Source organism: Gordonia sp. McavH-238-E, from assembly GCF_022348225.1.
In the GTDB taxonomy this organism is placed as follows: Bacteria; Actinomycetota; Actinomycetes; order Mycobacteriales; family Mycobacteriaceae; genus Gordonia; species Gordonia terrae.
Genome location: NZ_JAKRFE010000008.1, coordinates 92076 through 110731 on the forward strand (window position 1 = coordinate 92076; position 18656 = coordinate 110731).

16 protein-coding genes are annotated in these 18656 nt (G+C 67.2%); 4 read left to right on the forward strand and 12 right to left on the reverse strand.

The window, feature by feature from the left end:
• Positions 1 to 50 precede the first annotated feature (50 nt).
• Positions 51 to 224 (reverse strand): hypothetical protein, encoded by a 174-nt coding sequence (locus MHN80_RS13720; protein WP_167550902.1) that lies wholly within the window; start codon positions 222 to 224, stop codon positions 51 to 53.
• Positions 225 to 827: 603 nt separating this feature from the next.
• Here MHN80_RS13720 and MHN80_RS13725 point away from each other — a divergent pair.
• Positions 828 to 1502 (forward strand): slipin family protein, encoded by a 675-nt coding sequence (locus MHN80_RS13725; protein ID WP_239402302.1) that lies wholly within the window; start codon positions 828 to 830, stop codon positions 1500 to 1502.
• A gap of 158 nt (positions 1503 to 1660) precedes the next feature.
• Here MHN80_RS13725 and MHN80_RS13730 read toward each other — a convergent pair whose 3' ends face one another.
• Both MHN80_RS13730 and MHN80_RS13735 read right to left on the reverse strand, forming a co-directional pair.
• Positions 1661 to 3862: a 3-hydroxyacyl-CoA dehydrogenase NAD-binding domain-containing protein gene (locus tag MHN80_RS13730; protein ID WP_064570457.1), complete on the reverse strand. Its 2202-nt coding sequence runs from the start codon at positions 3860 to 3862 to the stop codon at positions 1661 to 1663.
• Positions 3863 to 4008: 146 nt separating this feature from the next.
• Positions 4009 to 5220, reverse strand: coding sequence for an acetyl-CoA C-acetyltransferase (locus tag MHN80_RS13735; protein ID WP_004018964.1), 1212 nt, complete (start codon positions 5218 to 5220; stop codon positions 4009 to 4011).
• A 129-nt stretch (positions 5221 to 5349) separates the two neighbouring features.
• Between MHN80_RS13735 and MHN80_RS13740 the strand changes: the two genes are divergently transcribed.
• The 3 genes from MHN80_RS13740 to MHN80_RS13750 all read left to right on the forward strand — a co-directional run bounded on the left by MHN80_RS13740 (position 5350) and on the right by MHN80_RS13750 (position 8510).
• A complete protein-coding gene (locus MHN80_RS13740; RefSeq protein WP_239402304.1) occupies positions 5350 to 6522 on the forward strand; it encodes a TetR/AcrR family transcriptional regulator in 1173 nt (390 codons plus the stop codon).
• A 155-nt stretch (positions 6523 to 6677) separates the two neighbouring features.
• Positions 6678 to 7829 (forward strand): acyl-CoA dehydrogenase family protein, encoded by a 1152-nt coding sequence (locus MHN80_RS13745; RefSeq protein ID WP_239402305.1) that lies wholly within the window; start codon positions 6678 to 6680, stop codon positions 7827 to 7829.
• 54 nt (positions 7830 to 7883) lie between these two features.
• Positions 7884 to 8510, forward strand: coding sequence for a TetR/AcrR family transcriptional regulator (locus tag MHN80_RS13750; RefSeq protein WP_064570458.1), 627 nt, complete (start codon positions 7884 to 7886; stop codon positions 8508 to 8510).
• A gap of 7 nt (positions 8511 to 8517) precedes the next feature.
• Here MHN80_RS13750 and MHN80_RS13755 read toward each other — a convergent pair whose 3' ends face one another.
• From MHN80_RS13755 to MHN80_RS13795, 9 genes are read right to left on the reverse strand one after another with little or no spacing between them, the layout of a single operon-like run.
• Positions 8518 to 9309: an SDR family NAD(P)-dependent oxidoreductase gene (locus MHN80_RS13755; protein ID WP_308219779.1), complete on the reverse strand. Its 792-nt coding sequence runs from the start codon at positions 9307 to 9309 to the stop codon at positions 8518 to 8520.
• A gap of 19 nt (positions 9310 to 9328) precedes the next feature.
• Positions 9329 to 11272: an FAD-dependent oxidoreductase gene (locus tag MHN80_RS13760; RefSeq protein ID WP_239402307.1), complete on the reverse strand. Its 1944-nt coding sequence runs from the start codon at positions 11270 to 11272 to the stop codon at positions 9329 to 9331.
• Positions 11269 to 12303: an ABC transporter substrate-binding protein gene (locus MHN80_RS13765; protein ID WP_064570460.1), complete on the reverse strand. Its 1035-nt coding sequence runs from the start codon at positions 12301 to 12303 to the stop codon at positions 11269 to 11271. The genes MHN80_RS13760 and MHN80_RS13765 overlap by 4 nt, the downstream gene beginning before the upstream one ends.
• Positions 12294 to 13058 (reverse strand): SDR family NAD(P)-dependent oxidoreductase, encoded by a 765-nt coding sequence (locus MHN80_RS13770; RefSeq protein ID WP_239402309.1) that lies wholly within the window; start codon positions 13056 to 13058, stop codon positions 12294 to 12296. The genes MHN80_RS13765 and MHN80_RS13770 overlap by 10 nt, the downstream gene beginning before the upstream one ends.
• 18 nt (positions 13059 to 13076) lie before the next feature.
• A complete protein-coding gene (locus MHN80_RS13775) occupies positions 13077 to 14750 on the reverse strand; it encodes an iron ABC transporter permease (protein WP_156524263.1) in 1674 nt (557 codons plus the stop codon).
• 38 nt (positions 14751 to 14788) lie between these two features.
• Positions 14789 to 15997: an ABC transporter ATP-binding protein gene (locus tag MHN80_RS13780; protein ID WP_239402311.1), complete on the reverse strand. Its 1209-nt coding sequence runs from the start codon at positions 15995 to 15997 to the stop codon at positions 14789 to 14791.
• Positions 15994 to 16776 (reverse strand): SDR family NAD(P)-dependent oxidoreductase, encoded by a 783-nt coding sequence (locus MHN80_RS13785; protein WP_239402312.1) that lies wholly within the window; start codon positions 16774 to 16776, stop codon positions 15994 to 15996. Before MHN80_RS13785 ends, MHN80_RS13780 begins: the two co-directional genes overlap by 4 nt.
• On the reverse strand, positions 16773 to 17813 hold the full coding sequence (locus tag MHN80_RS13790) for an ABC transporter substrate-binding protein (RefSeq protein ID WP_064570464.1): 1041 nt from the start codon (positions 17811 to 17813) through the stop codon (positions 16773 to 16775). Before MHN80_RS13790 ends, MHN80_RS13785 begins: the two co-directional genes overlap by 4 nt.
• Positions 17814 to 17816: 3 nt before the next feature.
• Complete coding sequence (locus MHN80_RS13795) at positions 17817 to 18563, reverse strand: alpha/beta fold hydrolase (RefSeq protein WP_064570465.1); 747 nt, start codon at positions 18561 to 18563, stop codon at positions 17817 to 17819.
• Positions 18564 to 18656: the final 93 nt, after the last annotated feature.

The following is an 18656-nucleotide window of genomic DNA, read 5'->3' on the forward strand; positions in this document are numbered from 1 at the left end:
CACCGCTCGTCGTCCCACCCACGTCGTGACGGACCGGTCGCCGAACGCGATCAGCACGCGCGCGACCACAGCAGATAACCGACCGCGAGCGCGAACACGCCGGGACCGAGACACACCAGGTGATCGCGGGTCACCGCCTCGTCGAGGTCGGCATCGGAGAGTCCGGCACGCACCGCGTTCTCACGCAGGATCAGACCGGAACGATCAGTGGGTATCGGGATCACGAACACTTGGACGTGTCGCGGCGCCCATCGGTTCCATCGGATTCGTGGCGGCCGATGATCCGTTGCACCCCAGCGTACGACGCCCCACCCAGGTGCCGAAGCCGAGGATGCGCGCCGAGTAAGTGCTCGGGCCCGCGACCGGTGCGTGCGCCGCCCCTCCGCTCCCTGAGGAGCGCCCGGAGCTTGCGGAGGGCGCGTCACGAAGGGTCTCCCACGCATCTCACCAGGACCCTTCGTGACGCTCGCAAGCTCGCTCCTCAGGGAGCGAGGCGATGCTCGATAATCCGTTGCGCCCCACAGCACGACGCTGGCATAGTTCCCGTTCGGCACGAGGACCAGCAGACCGGAGCGGGATACCGCGAAGTGTTTCTGCGCGTCGGAATCCTCGTCCGCCTTCAGATGGCAAGGGATACCTCCCGAGCAGGTTCGAGTCCTGACACGGCACTGCTCCCGGGAGCACGGGCCCGGTCGGTTCTGCGGTCGTCGTCCGGGTCGTGCGCGACCCCGCGTCGCACCCCATCGGCCGGCCCGCCCGCGAGCGGTGTCGCCATCCGAATCCCCACACCCGACAAGCATTGCGACGCAACGGAAAGGAGGATCGCCATGCTGTTCCACAATCGAATCACCGTCCCACCGGGCCACACCGTGCTGGCCTACCGGGGTACCGAGGTCCAGACGCTCCCCACCGGTCGTCACCGCGTGCGCAAGCCCGACGCCACGCTCAGCGTCGACCTGCGAGAGCGCCTGATCCAGGTCTCGCCGCAGGAGATCCTCACCGCCGACTCGATGGCCGTCCGTATCTCGATGACGTTGCGCGCCCGCGTGATCGACGCAGTCGCCTTCGTCGAACGAGCCTCCGATCCGATCGGCGCGGTCTACCTGGCCGCCCAGATCGCGCTGCGTGAGGTCTGCGCCGGCGTCGAGTCGGACGACCTCGTGCGTCGCGGCGACTCCGTCGACGTCGAGCCGATCCGCGTCGCAGCGGCCCGGGCCGCGGGCACCGTGGGCATGGACGTTCTCGAAGCGGTCGTCCGCGACGTCATCGTCCCGGCCGAGGTCCGCAGTGCCGCACTCGAGGTCATCACCGCCAAGACACGCGGTCTGGCCAAGCTCGAGGCGGCTCGCGCCGAGACCGCCGCGCTGCGCGCGCTGGCCAACGCGGGCCGGTTGCTCGACGCCCACCCGGCGCTGGCGCAGCTGCGCCTCGTCGAGTCGGTGCCATACGGCGCCCGCGTCGTGCTCAGCGTCGGGGGCGCCGAGGCGCCGCCGGACGACTGAGCTCCCGCGGCCTCGTTTCCGTCCCGCTTATCCGATCCAATCAGCGGGACGGAAACGGCGACGCGGGAGCGACATTGGTGGTCCGGAGAACACAAGAGCCCCGGCCGGAACGAATCCGGCCGGGGCCCTTGTTGTCTGCTGGTCACCCAGCGAAAGCCCTACTTCGCAGCGAGGTTCTCGTTGGTCAGCTTGGTGACACCCTGCTCGGCCTTCTCGACCAGCGAGGCCGGCGGCTCGAAGTGCTTGCCGTACTTGCCGGCGAGGTCCTTGGCGCGCGCGACGAAGCCGGGCACGCCACCCTCGTAGCCGTTGATGTACTGGATGACACCACCGGTCCACGCGGGGAAGCCGATGCCGAAGATCGAACCGATGTTGGCGTCCTCGACCGAGGTGAGCACACCTTCGTCGAAGCACTTGACGGTCTCGAGCGACTCGGCGAAGAGCATGCGCTCCTTCATGTCCTCGAGCGGGATCTCCGTGGTGCCCGACTTGAAGTGCTCACGCAGGCCCGGCCAGAGCTGGGTGCGCTTGCCGTTCTCGTCGTAGTCGTAGAAGCCCTTGCCGTCCTTCTTGGCAGTGCGACCGTTGTCGACCATCCAGTCGACGACGGCGTTCGAGCCGTGCTGCGGGAAGTCCTTGCCCTCGGCCTTGGCCGCTGCTTCGGTCTCCTTGCGGATCTTCTGCGGCAGGGTCAGGGTCAGCTCGTCCATGAGCTGCAGCGGCGCGGCCGGGTAGCCGGCCTGGGTGCCCGCGTGCTCGATGAACGCCGGCTCGACGCCCTCGCCGACGGCCGCGATGGCCTCGTTGACGAAGGTGCCGATGACGCGGCTGGTGAAGAAGCCACGGCTGTCGTTGACGACGATCGGGGTCTTGCGGATCGCCAGCGTGTAGTCGATGACCTTGGCCAGCACGGCATCCGAGGTCTTCTCACCCTTGATGATCTCGACCAGCGGCATCTTGTCGACCGGCGAGAAGAAGTGGATTCCGATGAAGTCCTCGGACCGCTTCACACCCTCGGCGAGGATGGTGATCGGCAGGGTCGAGGTGTTGGAACCCAGGACGGCATCGGGCTCGACGATGTCCTCGATCTCCTGGAACACCTTGTGCTTGACCTCGACCGACTCGAAGGCGGCCTCGATGACGAGGTCGACACCCTTGAAGTCGGCGGCGTCGACGGTCGGGTGGATGCGGGCGAGGAGTGCGTCGCTCTTCTCCTGGGTGGTCTTGCCCTTGGCGAGAGCCTTCTCCTCGAGCTTCTCCGAGTACCCCTTGCCGCGCTTGGCAGCGTCGAGGTCGATGTCCTTGAGGACGACCTCGATGCCGGCCTTCGCCGACACGTAAGCGATTGCCGCGCCCATCATTCCGGCGCCGATGACGCCGACCTTCTTGGCGGTGAACTTGTCGTAACCCTCGGGGCGCGAGCCGCCGCCGTTGATGTGCTGCAGGTCGAAGAAGAACGCCTTGATCATGTTCTGCGCGACCTGACCGGTGACCAGCGAGACGAAGTAGCGGGTCTCGATGATGTCCGCGGTGTCGACGTCGACGTAGGCACCCTCGACCGCGGCGGCCAGGATGGCACGCGGCGCAGGCATATTGGCGCCCTTGATCTGCTTGCGCAGCAGGGCCGGCAGCGCCGGGAGGTTGGCCGCGAACGCCGGGTTGGTGGGAGCACCGCCCGGGATCTTGTAACCCTTGACGTCGAACGGCTGCTGGGCCTCGGGGTTCTCCTTGATCCAGGCCTTGGCGGCGGGGATCAGTTCCTCGATCGAGCCGACGACCTCGTTGACCAGGCCGGTCTCCTTGGCCTTGGTCGGGTTGAAGCGCTGACCCTGGAGCAGAACACCCATGAGGGCGTTCTGGATACCGAGCAGACGGACGGTACGCACGACGCCACCGCCGCCGGGCAGCAGGCCGAGGGTGGCCTCGGGCAGACCGATCTGAACACCCTTGACGTCCGCGGCGATGCGGTAGTGGGTGTGCAGCGCGATCTCCAGGCCGCCACCGAGTGCGGCGCCGTTGATCGCGGCGACGACCGGCTTGCCCAGGGTCTCGAGCCGACGCAGCACCTTCTTCATGCCGTTGGTCGTCTCGGTGATCTGCGTGGCGATCTCCTCCTTGGAGACACCCGTGCGATCGCTGGTCATGTCCTTCAGATCGCCACCGGCGAAGAAGGTCTTCTTCGCAGAGGTGAGCACGACACCGGTGATGTCGTCCTTCTCGGCCTCCAGGCGGTCGACGGTCGCGGCCATCGACTCCTGGTAGAGCGCGTTCATCGTGTTGGCGCCCTGGTTGGGGTCGTCCATGGTCAGGATGACGACGCCGTCGGCGTCCTTCTCCCAATTGATCATGTTGTCACTCATGGTGATTCGCAGAGTTCTTTCTCGTGAAGTGGTGGTCGCTGCCCCCTGAGGAGCGAGCGAAGCGAGCCGTTCACTGCCCCCTGAGGAGCGAGCGAAGCGAGCCGTTGACTGCCCCCTGAGGAGCGAGCGAAGCGAGCCTCGAAGAGTCAGAGACGCTCGATGATGGTCGCGACGCCCATGCCGCCACCGATGCAGAGGGTGATCAGGCCGTAGCGGCCGCCGGTGCGCTCGAGCTCGTCGAGGCAGGTGCCGTAGATCATCGCGCCGGTTGCACCGAGCGGGTGACCCATGGCGATCGCGCCACCGTTCACGTTGACCTTCTCGTGCGGGATCTTCAGGTCCTTCATCCACTTCATGACGACGGAGGCGAAGGCCTCGTTCAGCTCGAACACGTCGATGTCGTCGACGGTCAGGCCGGCCTTCTTCAGCGCCAGCTCGGTGGCCGGGGTGGGGCCGGTGAGCATGATGGTGGGCTCGGAGCCGATCTCGGCGAAGGAGACGACGCGGGCACGCGGGGTGAGGCCGTTGCGCTTGCCTGCCTCTTCGCTGCCGATGAGCACGAGGCCCGATCCGTCGACGATGCCGGAGCTGTTACCACCGGTGTGGACGTGGTTGATCTTCTCGACGCTCGGGTACTTCTGCAGCGCGACGTCGTCGAAGCCGGCCATGTCGGCGAGGGCGGCGAAGGCGGCCTTCAGCTTGCCGAGGCTCTCGACGGTCGAGCCCGGGCGACGGTGCTCGTCGTGATCGAGGATCGTGACGCCGTTGATGTCCTTGACGGGCACCACGGACTTGGTGAAGTAGCCGCTGTTCCAGGCCTTTTCAGCGCGAGCCTGCGACTCGGCGGCGTAGGCGTCGACGTCCTCGCGCGAGAAGCCCTCGATGGTGGCGATCAGGTCGGCGCCGATGCCCTGCGGGACGATGTAGTGGTCGTATGCGGTGGCCGGATCGGTGAAGAGTGCGCCACCGTCGCTGCCCATCGGGACGCGCGACATCGACTCGACGCCACCGGCGAGAACCAGGTCGTCGAAGCCCGAGGCGACCTTGGCCGCGGCGAGGTTGGTGGCTTCCAGGCCCGAGGCGCAGAAGCGGTTGATCTGGGTGCCGGGGACGGTCTCGGGGAGACCGCTGTTGAGGGCGGCGGTGCGCGAGATGACCGCGCCCTGCTCGCCGACCGGGGAGACGACACCGAGGATGACGTCGTTGACGTCGGCCGGATCGAGGCCGCCGTGACGCGACAGGACCTCGTTGATGAGACCGGAGACCAGGTCGACCGGCTTCACGCTGTGCAGCGAACCGCCGCGCTGCTTGCCACGAGGCGTACGGATCGCCTCGTAGATGAATGCTTGATCAGGCACGAAAGTGTTCCTTTCACACGAACCACTGGTTGGTTACCCACCGAGGCTAACGCGGAATAACTTGTTTGGCTATACCCGGTGGTCAAGAGGTCTGGCGTTCTGTCGAATGTGCGCTATGGTCTGTTCACCATGCCTGACCGGAAACCCACCTCTCGCACCCGGGGCGCCGACCGCAAACGACAGCTCGTCGACTCCGCGGCCGCGCTCTTCCTGCAGCGTGGGTATGCGCAGGTCTCGCTTGCCGACATCGCGCGCTCGGCCGGCGTCACCGCGCCGTCGGTGTACCGGCACTTCGACGACAAGCAGTCCCTGCTGGCGGCCGCGGTCCTGGCCGGTGTCGACGACCTCGAGTCCTGCACCGATCGGGCGCTCGCCGACGGCATCGACGCGAACTCGCTGATCTCGACGGTCTGCGACCTGGCCGTGCAGCGACCCCAGGCGGCGTCGTTGTGGCGATGGACCAGCAACTACCTCACCACCGAGCAGAACAAACTGGTCGCGGTTCGTACTCGCGAGGTGATCGGCCACTGGGCGTCGGCGCTCGCGGCCCGTCGGACGGATCTCTCCGAGCGCGAGGCCGTGCAGTTGGCATGGGCCGTGTTGAGCGTGAGCGGCAGCCTCACTGTGCATCACACCCGCATGTCCGGCGCGCGTGCCCGCGACGAGATCGAGAAGCTCATCCGACGGATTCTCGCCCTGAGCCCCGCTGCGGCACCGCCCTTCGCGTCCTCGCCGACGGTCAAGCCCGTGCCGGGTTCGCGTCGCGACGAGATCCTCGACGCGGCAGCCGAACTGTTCGCCGACCGCGGGTACACCGACGTCGGCGTCGACGAGATCGGTGGAGCCGTCGGTATCGCGGGTCCCAGTGTCTACAAGCACTTCCCGTCGAAGCTCGCCATCCTCGTCGCGATCGGCCAGCGCAGCGGCGCCCGCCTGGAGGCCGGGGTGATGGCCGTGTACGGGGCGACGTCCGATCCTGCGAAACTCCTTGCCGGTCTGGTCGATTCCTACGTCGAGACCATCACGAGCACCCCGGATCTGTCGGTGAGCTTCAACAACTCCCCCGCGCTCGCCGGCCAGGCCAGCGCCACCGACCTCGTCGATGTCCAGCGCCGCTATGTGGCGCGCTGGGTGGATCTGCTCATGCAGGTCGACCCGGAGATCAAGCGCGATCAGGGTGCGGTCGCCGTGCACGCGGCACTCTCGATCGTCAACGACGCCGTGCGCATGCGACGCGGCTCGGAGAGTCCGCAGTTCGCCGCGCGGATGGCCTACCTCATGAAGGGCGTGCTCGCGCTCTGATCCGCGCCGACGGGTTTGCGCCGGTTCCTTTCCCACAAACTGAACTTACTTCACTTTAGTTTTACGGTCCACTCCGCCGTCGGGCGTTGACCCGGCGACTGACGCCTGGTGTACTGAACTGATATCAGTTTGTTGACCGATGCGATGGAGCCCTGATGAGCCACACAGACGACCTGTCGACGAAGCCGTGGCTCGTCGACAGCTCGGTCCCGGTGCTGCCCTCCGAGGAAGAGGAGGATCTGCGTGCGGCCATGCGCGATCTCCTCGGAACGGGCGACATCGACGAGGTGCGACGGGTTGCCGCCACCGCGCTCGGATACTCACCGGAGATGTGGTCCGCTCTGACCGGGTCGATGTCGGTGACAACCATGGCGGTACCGGAACCGGTCGGTCTCGGATACGGACTCGCCGAACTGTGCACGGTGATCGAGGAGTGCGGCCGGGCGCTGCGGCCCGAGCCGGTGGTCTTGTCGGCCGCGATCGGTGTCCACGCGCTACTCCTCGGATCCGGTGAGCAATCAGGCGAATTCCTCACCGGCGCTCTCGACGGCAGCCGGATCGTGACGACGACCTCGCTCACGCCGAAGTCCGACGACCTGACCGCCGCATCCAACGGTGAGCGGTGGCTCGTCACCGGGCGTGCACCGGCCGTCGCCTCCGGGGCCGCCGCCGACATCGTTCTCGTGACGGCCGAAACCGGCGCCGGCCGAATGCTCTTCGCGGTCCCCACCGACGACCACGTCGAGCGGACGTCGCTGGATTCCCTCGACCCGACCCGACCGATCACCGCTCTGCGCTTCGACGACGCATCGGCGATCGCGCTCACCGATCCCGACGAGACCCCCCGAGCCGTGGCGACCCTGCGCGACCGCGCCGTCATCGCCCTGGCGGCCGAGAACGTCGGGATCGCCGGCGCACTGGTGGACATGACGCTCGACCACACCAAGACCCGCAGGCAATTCGGGCGGCAGATCGCGTCCTTTCAGGCGATCAAGCACCGACTCGCGGACATGTACGTCGACCTCGAACGGGCACGGTCGGCCGCCCGATACGCCGCCGCCCTCCACGACATCGATCCGGCCCGGGCCGGACTCGCCGCGGCGGTTGCCGGGGCGGTCTGCGGAGACGTCGTCGTCCGCGCGTCCACGGAGGCGATCCAGTTGCACGGCGGCATCGGATTCACGTGGGAGCACGCCGCGCACAACCACTATCGGCGTGCGCTCACCAACGAGACATTGTTCGGCGACACCGCTGCTCACCGGCGGCGGATCGCGCAGATCCTCGCACTGCTCCCGTCCGCAGCTTGACCCGAGTTCAGCTCATTCGACGTATACTTCGGCAACGAACAGAAGGGGGTCACCATGCCAGTGGCTACGGAGGTGCGCGAGGACGGTCCCCGTTCCAAACGCGCGCGAATACTCACCGTCGCGATCGAGCAGTTCGGCAGAGTCGGCTACGAGCACACGAAATGGGCCTCGGTCGCCGGCGAGGTCGGCATCGGCCAGACGGCGCTGTATCACTACTTCGAGTCGAAGGCGCACTGCCTGCTGACCATCATGCGGCTCGAACTCACCGACTCGGTCGAGCGATTCCGCGTGGGCACCGCCGGAATCCCCGACCCCGCACAAGCTCTCCGATCGGCCATCGACGCCTCGCTGCGCGGCGAGCCGATCGACGCCCTGCAGCGTCGAATCCTGCAAAATCACATGGACATCCTGAGCACCCCGCGCCAATCGGACAAGGAAGAGGCCGAACGTCTCCGGTCGCGGGAACTCGTCGCCGAGATCGAGAAGAACTGGGCCGACCTGATCAAACGCGGCATGGACGAGGGCAGCTTCGTCCAGGGCGACCCGGTGGTCTATTCCCGTCTCGTCCTCGGCGCCCTGGTGAGTGTGTGGCGCTGGTATCGCCCCGGCGGTCCGCTGTCGCTCGACGACCTCATCCGCACGGTCTCCGACTCGGCGATCCGGATGGTGACCGCGCCCTAGCGGCTTCTCAGACCGTGAACCGACCACCGTTGCTCAGCAGCACGGCCCCCACGACGTTCGCCGCGCCCGGGGACGCGAGGTAAAGGATCGAGTCGGCGAGTTCCGCCGCGGTCGCGTATCCCCGAGCAGGTCCCGACGCCATCGCGGCTCGCAGGTGGGCCGGGGTGCGCGCGGCCATCCCCGTGTCGACCGGACCCGGCGCCACCGTGTTGACCCGAATCCCGAAGGGCAGGACCTCTTTGGCGACCGACTGGGTCAGTGCATGCACGGCTGCCTTCGACGCCGAGTAGTGCGGGTAGCCGATCAATGTGTCGAATGCCGACGACGAACCGACGGTGACGACGGATCCGCCGCCCCGGCCCCGCATACTCCGGACCGACTCGCGCAGAACGTGAAACGTGCCGTCGAGGTTCACCGCCATCACCCTCCGCCACGCCTCGTCCGACAGTCGCGAGAGAACGTCGACGGGATCCCCCGATTCGGCGGCCTCCTGTATCCACGCCTTGCTCACCGGATCGTCGACGCCGGCGGCATGCACCACGACGTCGACCCGCCCGGTGTCGGCGATCACGGTGTCGAACACATCGGCCACCTGTACCGGATCGGCGACGTCGACGGCCACCGGGACCGCACCGGTGACGGATTCGGCAATTGTCCGCGCGCCGGTCTCGTCGAGATCGAGGACGTATACCCGACTCGCGCCCCGCCGGCCCAGCGCGTGGGCCGTTGCCGCGCCGATCCCCGACCCGGCGCCCGTCACGACCGCGATGGCACCCTGAAACTGACCGTCCACCAGCATCTCTCCTGAATTCGGGGAATCAGATCTCACAACCGGCGCGATAGCCCTCGGCGATGGCATGCCCGATACGGCGAGGGGTCACGCAGTCGCCGATGAGGTCGATCGTCTCGTCGGCGGCGTGGACCCCCAGGTCGAGTACCGGTTGCCGCGGCCCGTGCCAGACGATCAGGGACTCGTCGAGAGCCGTGGCCTCGCCGCCGAAGACCGGTTGCAGCAGTGGCGATCTCCCATCTGATCCGGCTACGACGGCGTGCGCCACCCGCAGCCGAACTCCGGCGTCACCGAGCCTGCTGAGCAGGGGACCGACGCTCTCGGCGGGCACCCGGGAACACAGCGCGGTGAGCGGAGTGGCGAGTGTGACCTGCCATCCGCGCAAAGCCAGTGCCTCGGCGGCGTTGTACGCCGGCCAGAAGCCGTCGCCGTCGTCGACGACGACCGCCTCGCCCGCCGAGATCCCCGCCGGATCGCCGATGATGACCTCGTCGACGGTCGCGGTCGGGTGTCCGTCCAGCCATTCCGGTGCGGGCGCCGTCCGAGAACCGGTCGCCACCACGACATGGTCTGCGATGGAACGGATCTCGGCGAAGTCGTCGGCGTCGATACCGGCGGCGAGGTTGACCTCGACCTTGAGTCGGCGCATCTCGTTGCCCAGGTAGTCGATGACATCGATCAATGTGCTGCGGTGCGGCGCGGCTGCCGCGACGCGCACCGATCCGCCCAGTGCGGTGTCCTTGTCGAAGACAGAAACGCGGTGCCCCCGTTCTGCAGCGACGCGCGCCGCCTCCAGTCCAGCCGGGCCACCGCCGATGACGTAGACGTCCTTGGTCACCGGCGCCCTGACCCCCGCCTGCCGATGCCGGCCACGGCCGACCTCCGCGTTCACCGCACAGTGCAGGTGTGGATCGAACGCCCGGCAGTCCTGGTTGACTCCGAGGCACCCGCGGATCTCGAGCAGTCGGTTCTCGGCCGACTTGTTCGGCAGTTCCGGGTCGGCGATCAGCGCGCGAGCCATGCCGACCAGGTCGGCATGGCCGTGCTTGATGATGTGCTCGGCAGTGGCCGCATCGCGAATCCGCTGTCCCACCAGTGTCGTCAGCCCCGTCACCGCACGCACACGGGAGGCGGAGGGAACCGCCACGGCATCGGGCTGGGTGGAGTCCTTCACATACGCACCTCGCGTGCCGTGGGTGATGCTCAGGTAGTCGATGCCCAGCCCGGCGTAGAACTCGGCGATGGGCAGGCAGTCCTCGATCGTCATACCGCCGGGGATCTCTTCTTCCCCGCTGAGCCGGACGCCGAGGATCTTGCCCGCAGGCATGGCCGAGCGCATCGCCTCCACTATCATCCGTCCGAAGCGCATGCGGTTGTCGAATGATCCACCGAAGCAGTCGCTCCGACGGTTCGTCAGCGGAGACATGTACTGTGCGACCAGGTATCCGTGCGCGGCGTGGACCTCGAGGCCGTCCACCCCCGCGGCGATCAGGTTCTCCGTGGACACCCGCCAGCCCTCGACGATGTCCTCGATCTCGCCGATGGTGAGCTCATGCGGTGGGTAGGCGTCGCGGACCGTCTTGACGGGCGACGGCGCTACCGGGGGTGAGTCGGACTCACCACCGATGAACTCCCGCCCGAGGTGGACCAGCTGGGTGACCAGCCGAGAGCCGTGACGGTGTACCGCCTTGACCTTCTCTGCGGTCGCGGGGATGACGGCCTCCTGGTAGGCCTCCACCAGCTTTCGCGAGCGAAGCGTCGTGGTCGGATGGACGACGGTCGCCCCGCCGACGATCATCCCGACGCCGCCCGCGGCAAGCCGCTCGAAATGCTCGACGTCACCGTGGCCGGGAATCCCCTCCTGCACCAGGCTGGTGCCGGCGGGCAGCGCCACCAGGCGGTTCTTGAGTGTGGTGCCCCCCAGTGCGAGCGGACTGAACAGTTCCGGGAACGGGGTGGTCTGCGACGTCACGGCATGAACTGCTCGCGCCAGTCCTGCTGGAATCGCGAGACCGAGTCCGCCGTCAGGGTGTTGGTGTCGGGCAGCGGTATGTCCTGCGCCCGCGCGACCGCCCCGGGGATGTTCGGCAGAGCCGATCCATATCCCGTGGACAGCGCCGTCTGCCCCTTCTCGGTCACCAGAAAGTCGGCGAGAACCTGGGCGGCGTTCGGATGCGGCGCCGACGTGAGCACGTGGCTGTACCACGGGGTCCCCCAAGCCGGTTGCGGCAGAACCCAACCCACCGGAGCGCCGGCCGCCTGCTCCCGGACCAGTGGCTGCACCATCGGTGTCGCCGCGATCTCGCCGGAGTTCAGCGCCTGCGCGACACCGAGCGCACTCGGATAGACGCGCGGCTGCAGCGCCGCGAGGCGGCTGTTGAAGTCGGGAGACCAGTTCTCGTCGAAGAACCGGTACTCGTCGACCACGGCCGCGAATCCAGCCGGGTTGACGACCCCGATCTTCCCGCGCAGCGACTCCGTCAGCAGGTCGTCCGGTGTCCGCAGACCTCCCGGCAGTGCGGTGGTGTTCCACCCGAGGGCGAAGACAGCAGCGCTCACCAGGAAGAACCGATCGTCGAGGACACTGCGATCGCGTTCGTAGGCAGGAGCATCGAAGGCGGGGCCCACGACCGGCATCGAGTACGTGCCCGATTCGGCGGCGGTGGTGATCCAGGCCGGATCGGACGTCATGTGCACGTCCGCCGTGCCCTTGCCCGTCCGGTTCTCGGTCTCCACGCGAGGATTGATCTCGACGTCGGTCCCTCGGACGAAATCCAGTGTGATGCCCGGGTATTCGGCCTCGAAGGCGGTCTTCAGTTTCGCAAGGTTGTCGGGGTGTTGCGTCGAGTAGAGGAAGACGCTGCCCTCGTCCTCGGCGGCCGCAACCACCTCGGACCAGTCACCCTCGACCGGGCCGGTGGGGGCCGACGACGAGCCACACGCGGCGATCGCCATCGATACGACGGCCGCCATCGTCGTTCCGACCAGTGTCTTCACGCGCATGTCCAACCACCGTCCACGAACAATTCGGTCCCGGTCACGTAGCGGGCATCGTCCCCGGCGAGGAATGCCACTGCGGCAGCGACATCCGCAGCCTCACCCAGTCGCCCCATCGGAGTGTTCGCCACCATCGCCGCGTACCTCTCCGTGCCCTCGTACCTTTGCCGGAGCTGCTCGGTGCCGATGAACCCCGGGTGCACGGAGTTGACGCGAACGCCCCGCTTCGCCCAGTGGAGCGCGGCGTTCTTCGTCATGGTCGCCACCGCACCCTTTGCGGCCGCATAGGCCACGCTGTTTCCCAGTCCGCCAACGCTTCCGAGGATGGAGCAGAGGTTGACGATCGACCCACCGCCGGAACTCTCGATCAGTGCACCAGCGTGCTTCATACCGAGCCATGTGCCGGTCTGACTGATGTCGACAACCCGCCGGTAGTTGTCGAGTGTCTCGTCGACGACGCTACCGAGACTGCCGATGGCCCCGTTGTTCACGAGGATGTCGAGGGTGCCGAAGCGTTCACCCGCCTCGGCCACCACTCTCTCCCAACCGGATTCGTCGGCGATGTCCAGGTCGGCGATCGCGTGCCGGTCCGGGTCGCCGAGGCCGTCCCTCAGTTCGTCCCCGGGTGTACCGGGAACGTCGGTGATCATCACCGCGGCCCCCTCGTCGGCGAGTCGGCGGACGATCTCGACGCCGATCCCGCCCGAGGCGCCGGTCACCAGCGCCACCTTGCCCGCCAGGCGTGATGTGCCCACGCTCATCTGGATGTGTCTCCGTTCCTAGAGATTGCTCAGGACGTTGCGGCCGCCGACGACCATCGCGGCACCGACCCCGACCGTGGTCACCGCGGTCATCAGCAGAGCCATCGCGGCGACCTGCGGGTACGAGCCGTTCTGCCACATGTCGTAGAGCAGCGTGCCCATCACCTGCGTCGTCGACGCCCGCACCAGCAAGGAGGCGGCGAACTCGTGGGTCAACAGAATGAACATCAGCGCGACCGCCGAGAGGATCGCAGGGCGCATGAGCGGCAACATGATCCGGAGGTTCGTCACCATCGGTGACGCACCGCTCGTGGCCGATGCTTCGGTGTAGGCATTGCCCAGTGAGAGCATCGCGGTCATCTGCATGCGGGTGGCGAACGGCAACATGAGCACCACATAGACCAGGACGATCACGGTACGGGTGCCGTACAGGATCAGCGGCGGTTCGGTGTAGGTCAACAGGAATCCGACGCCGAAGATGACGGCGGGGATACCCAACGGCAGCGCGGTGATCAGGTCACCGGTCAGGGACAGGACCCGGAAGCGCCTGCCCCGCACCAGGAGGTTGGCCATGATGTAACCGATCGGCACACAGATCAGCACCGCGCCGAACGAGGTCACCACGCTGGTCACCACGGATTCGATCACCGCCGTGGTGGCGAAGAGCTCGCGGAAGTTGTCCAGTGTGAACAGACTCCATGACAACGCGCCCGACCAGTAGGGGGTCAGCGACACGATGATGAGTCCGACCAGCGGGATCACCAGGGCGACCAGGGCGTAGATCACCAGTGTCGCCGTCGCCCAGCGCGCACGGCCGCCACTCGGCGCGAAGGCCTTGCCCCCGTGGGTCACGAAACGGTTCTGGTTGCCCAGCAACAGCTTCTGGATGAGGACGACCGCGATCCCGAGGATCACCAGCGGAGAGCCGGCCGCGGCGGCGGCAGCGAAGTCCGACGGGGATTCCGACACACGCCGGTACATGTCGGTCGTCAGGACGTTGACGCCGGTGTTCTGGCCGAGCAACAGCGGGCCGGTGAACTGGCCCAGCCCGAGCAGCAGAGCGATCCCGCCGCCGTAGATGAGGGACGGGCGGAGCAGCGGCAACACGACCCGGAAGAAGACACCGATCGTCGACGATCCGCTGACCTGCGCCGCCTCGAGGTGCTCGGAACTGATGTTCTGCATCCCCGCGCTGACGAAGAGGTAGACGAAGGAGGTCAAGCCGAAGCCGGTGAGGATGATGATCCACGGCACGGTGTAGACGTCGATCGGACCGCTGTCGCTCCCACTCCACCATGGCAGCTTGCGCAACAGGACGTTGAGATACCCGGGGCCCGGTGACAGCAGGAACGCCCAGCCGACGATGTTGGCCACCGCGGGCATGACGATCGGCAGGATGGGCACGATCTTCAGGAACCCCATCCGGGCCGGCAACCGGCTGGCCGCGAAGGCCAGCAGGGTCCCGAGCACCATGGCGATCACGAGCGAACCGATCGCCAGCGCGATCGTGGTCCGGATCGTCTCACCGATGTCGAATCGCCCGTATTGGCTCTGATACCCCTGTGCACCGTTCTCGAAGGCGAGTGCCTGCAGCCTGATCATCGGCAGCACGACGAGGTAGGCGAGCAGCGCGAGGAGCGCCAGGTAGCCGATCCGCGCGCGCCAGTGGGCGGGAATCGTGAACGAACGCATCGACTCCGACGCCATCGGCCCGGCCGGGACGGTCGCGGTCATGATGGCGACCCCGCGCGTTCTGCCTCGATCACCGGCGCGTCGTTCCGCCCGGTGGCACGCGTCTTGGCCGAGTTCGACACCCGGTCGACGGTCGCGCCGGCCTCGTCGGCGAACACCCGCAGCGCCGACGGCGCGAAACTCACGATCATCTTCTCACCCGGTCGGCTCTTCTTCAGGGTGCTGCCGTGTTCACCGGCCGGTGTGCGCAACATGAGCGTGTCCTCACCGCTGCGAACGGTCACGTCGTAGTAGCGACCGCCGTATTCGTGGTCGACGAGTTCGGTGTGCAACACCACGTTTCCGGAGGGGACCTCGTTCTCGCCGACATGCAGCAGCAGATCGTCAGGCCGCAGGCGGGCCACCGCTTCGGTCCCGCGGTCGGGTACGCCCCGGACGACGGCGCGCGACAGATCGACGGCGTCGCCCTTCGTCGTCTCCCAGCCACGCTGCCCACGACGCAGTTCGATGCGGTTCGACATGCCGATGAACGCCGCCACGTACTCCGACACCGGGAACTCGAAGACCTGGTCGGGTTCGTCGTACTGTTCGATCCTGCCCGCCTTCATGATCGCGATCCGGTCACCGAGGGCGAACGCCTCGGACTGATCGTGGGTGACGAAGACCGCCGTGAAGCCCAGTTGCCGGTGCAGTTGATGGATCTGCGAGCGCACTTGATCACGAAGCCGCGCATCGAGATTGGACAGCGGCTCGTCGAACAGCACCAGGTCGGGCCGAGAGACCAGACCGCGGGCGACGGCGACTCGTTGCTGCTGTCCGCCGGAGAGCTGCGACGGGTAGCGATCGAGGAGACCCTCACAGTCGACCATGCGAGCCGCCTCGTCGACCGAGCCGTCCCGCAACGCGTCACGCATCTTGCGGACCTTCAGCGGGTAGCCGATGTTCTTGCGTACGGTCATGTGCGGCCAGAGGGCGTACGACTGGAAGACCATCCCGATGTTGCGCTTGTGCGCAGGAACATTCAGTTTGCGCTCGGCATCGAAGACCACCTGGTCCTTGAAGCTGATGGTACCGCCCTGCGGCGTCTCCAGGCCGGCCAGACAACGCAGCGTCGTGGTCTTGCCGCACCCGCTCGGTCCGAGCAGGACCAGGAACTCGCCGTCCTCGATGGGCAGATCCAGATCGTCCACGACGGTGTTGTCACCGTATTTCTTGACCAGTCCGGATACCGCGAAATGTGATGTCACGTCAGACTCTCCGCATTCTTCTTCGGGGTGCGGACGCCGGCCCCGGTGCCGCCGTCCACGAGCAGGTCCACGCCGGTGATGTAGCTGCTGCGCGGATCAGCCAGGAACCGGATCACCTCGGCGACCTCGGTGGGCGATCCGCGTCGTTGCATCGGGATGCTGCGCACGTAGCTGTCCACGTCGTCGGACGCGAAGTCCGGCACCGCGGTGATCTCGGTCTCGATGCTGCCGGGGCACACGTCGTTCACGCGGATTCCTTTGTCGGCGAGTTCGATCGCCGCGACCCGGGTCAGCGCCCGCACACCGAACTTCGACGCTCCATAGGCGCCGAGTTCCGCGGTGGCGAGCACGCCGCGCAGCGAGGAGATGTTCACCACCGCGCCGCCGGGCCGCATGTGTCGGGCCGCGGCGCGCACGCCGAGGAACGTCCCGACCAGATTGAGTTCGAGCATGTGCCGGAAGCCGTCGAGTGTGGTCTCGGCGAGCGGTGCCTTGATGGCTGCGCCCGCCGAGTTGACGAGGATCTGCAACGGCGCCCCGTCGGCCGCCATATCGGCCACGACGGCTTCCCAGGCGTCCTCGTCGCGGACGTCGAGCACCCGGAAGCGTTCGGCGGCACCGTACTCCGCGGCCGATGCGACCCCGGTCACCGAGTCGATGTCCGTCGGGTAGACGCGGGCCCCGTGCTGGGCGAGCAGCGCCGCCGTCGCCGCGCCGATACCCTTCGCGGCACCGGTGACGAGGACACCCGCGCCGTGGAAGTCGTCGGCCGAGGTCACGGCTGGAACTCCTTGGCCCAGTCCTGTGAGTACTCACGGACCTTGTCCGGAGTGAGGTCGGCCGTCTGGGGCAGCGCGATGTCCTGGGCGCGGGCGACGGCGCCGGGGATGTCGGGGAGCACGGCGGCGTACCCGGAGTTGAGCGCCACCTGTCCCTCTCGACTGATCATGAAGTCGACGAGCACCTGCGCCGCGTTGGGGTGCGGTGCGACCGACAGCGCCTGGGTGTACCACGGTGTGCCCCAGGGCGTTTCCGGGAGACTCCAGTTGACGGGGGCCCCGGCCTCGACCTCGGTGACGAGGGGTTGCACGGACGGTGTCACCGAGATCTCACCCGAGGTGAGTGCCTGCGCCACGCCCAGCGCGCTCGGGTACACCCGCGGCTGGAGTTCGGCGATCTGCTGCCAGTAGTCCTCGCCGTAGGTCCTCGCGTAGTAGCGGTACATGTCGACATACGACGCGATTCCGGTCGGGTTGACGACGCCGATCTTGCCCCGGTACGCGGGATCGATGATGTCCTGCGGTGACTTCAGACCACCGGGGACGGCATTCGTGTTCCACCCCAGGCCGAACACGGCGGCGCTGGTGAGTGCGAACTTGTCGGCGATCACGCTCTTGTCGCGGTCGTAGTCGGGCGCGTCGAGGGCCGGACCCACGAGATCGGTGGAGTAGGTACCCGATTCGGCGGCGGTGTCGATCCACGCCGCGTCGGTGAGCATGTGAACGTCGGCGATGCCCTTACCGGTCTTGTTCTCCGTCTCGACCTTCGGGTTGATGTCCGGGTCGGTACCGCGGACGAACTCGAGGGTGATCTCGGGGTACTTCTGCGTGAAGGCGGTCTTGAGCGCTTCGAGGTTCGCCGGCTTCTGGCTCGAGTACAGCATGACGCTGCCCTCTTCCTTGGCCGCCGCGACGACGTCCTCCCAGGTTCCGTCGACGGGTCCACTCGAGCCGGAGCCACCCCCACCACAGGCCGCGAGCACGGTGGCCGCCGCCGCGGCGATGGCCACCGCCGTCATTCTCTTCAGGCTCTTCATCTCTCACATACCTTTCGTGCGGCCGTCGGCCGTGGAATCGGTGGTGGCTCGCCGACCGGCGATCTGGTTCAGCAGATCGGCGAGCTGTTCGGGGATCGACACCATCGGCATGTGCCCGGAGTCGAGGTGCGCGACGTCGCCGCCGACAAGGGCGGCCGATCGTTCTTGGAGATCAGGTGTGTAGCAGTGGTCGTCGGTCAGGCGGATGTAGGTGCGGGCGACCGGCGCGGTCAGGCCACCGAGGTCGACGGGCTCCTCGAGCAGCGCCGCCGAGTCGTCGACGACCTGCTCGGCGGTCCACGCCGTCTGGGACGCATCCATGTCGTTGCAGAGCATCGCCTCCACCGCGGCCCGGTCCTGGTGATAGATGCCGTCACCGATGGATGCCCGAACCGCTTCTCGGACGCCCGGATCGATCTGATCGAGAACGCGGGTGCCATCCGGCGGAACGACGGCCGAGAGGAAGACGACCGCTCGCAGCCGTGGCGCGAGGACCGGCATGACCCTGGGCACCGACACACCGGCGAACGAATGCGCGACGAGGACGATCTCGTCGTCGAGCCCGGCGGTGTCGACGTCGTCCAGGATGGCCTGGGCGCAGTCGCCGAGGGTCACCCCGCGCAGGTCGATGTCAGCTCGCCGGCCGCGGCCGGGGAGATCGACGGCGACCGCCGGTCCGTCGAGTAACGGGACGAGGCGGTCCCAGCACGAACTCCCCATCCCCGCTCCATGAACCAGGACGACACTCATGTGAACCCCTCCGGGACCGGACTGAACTGATCTCAGTTCTGCAATTTAGTGAGATATGCAAGTGATGTCAATCACTAACTTGTTCGAGTCTGT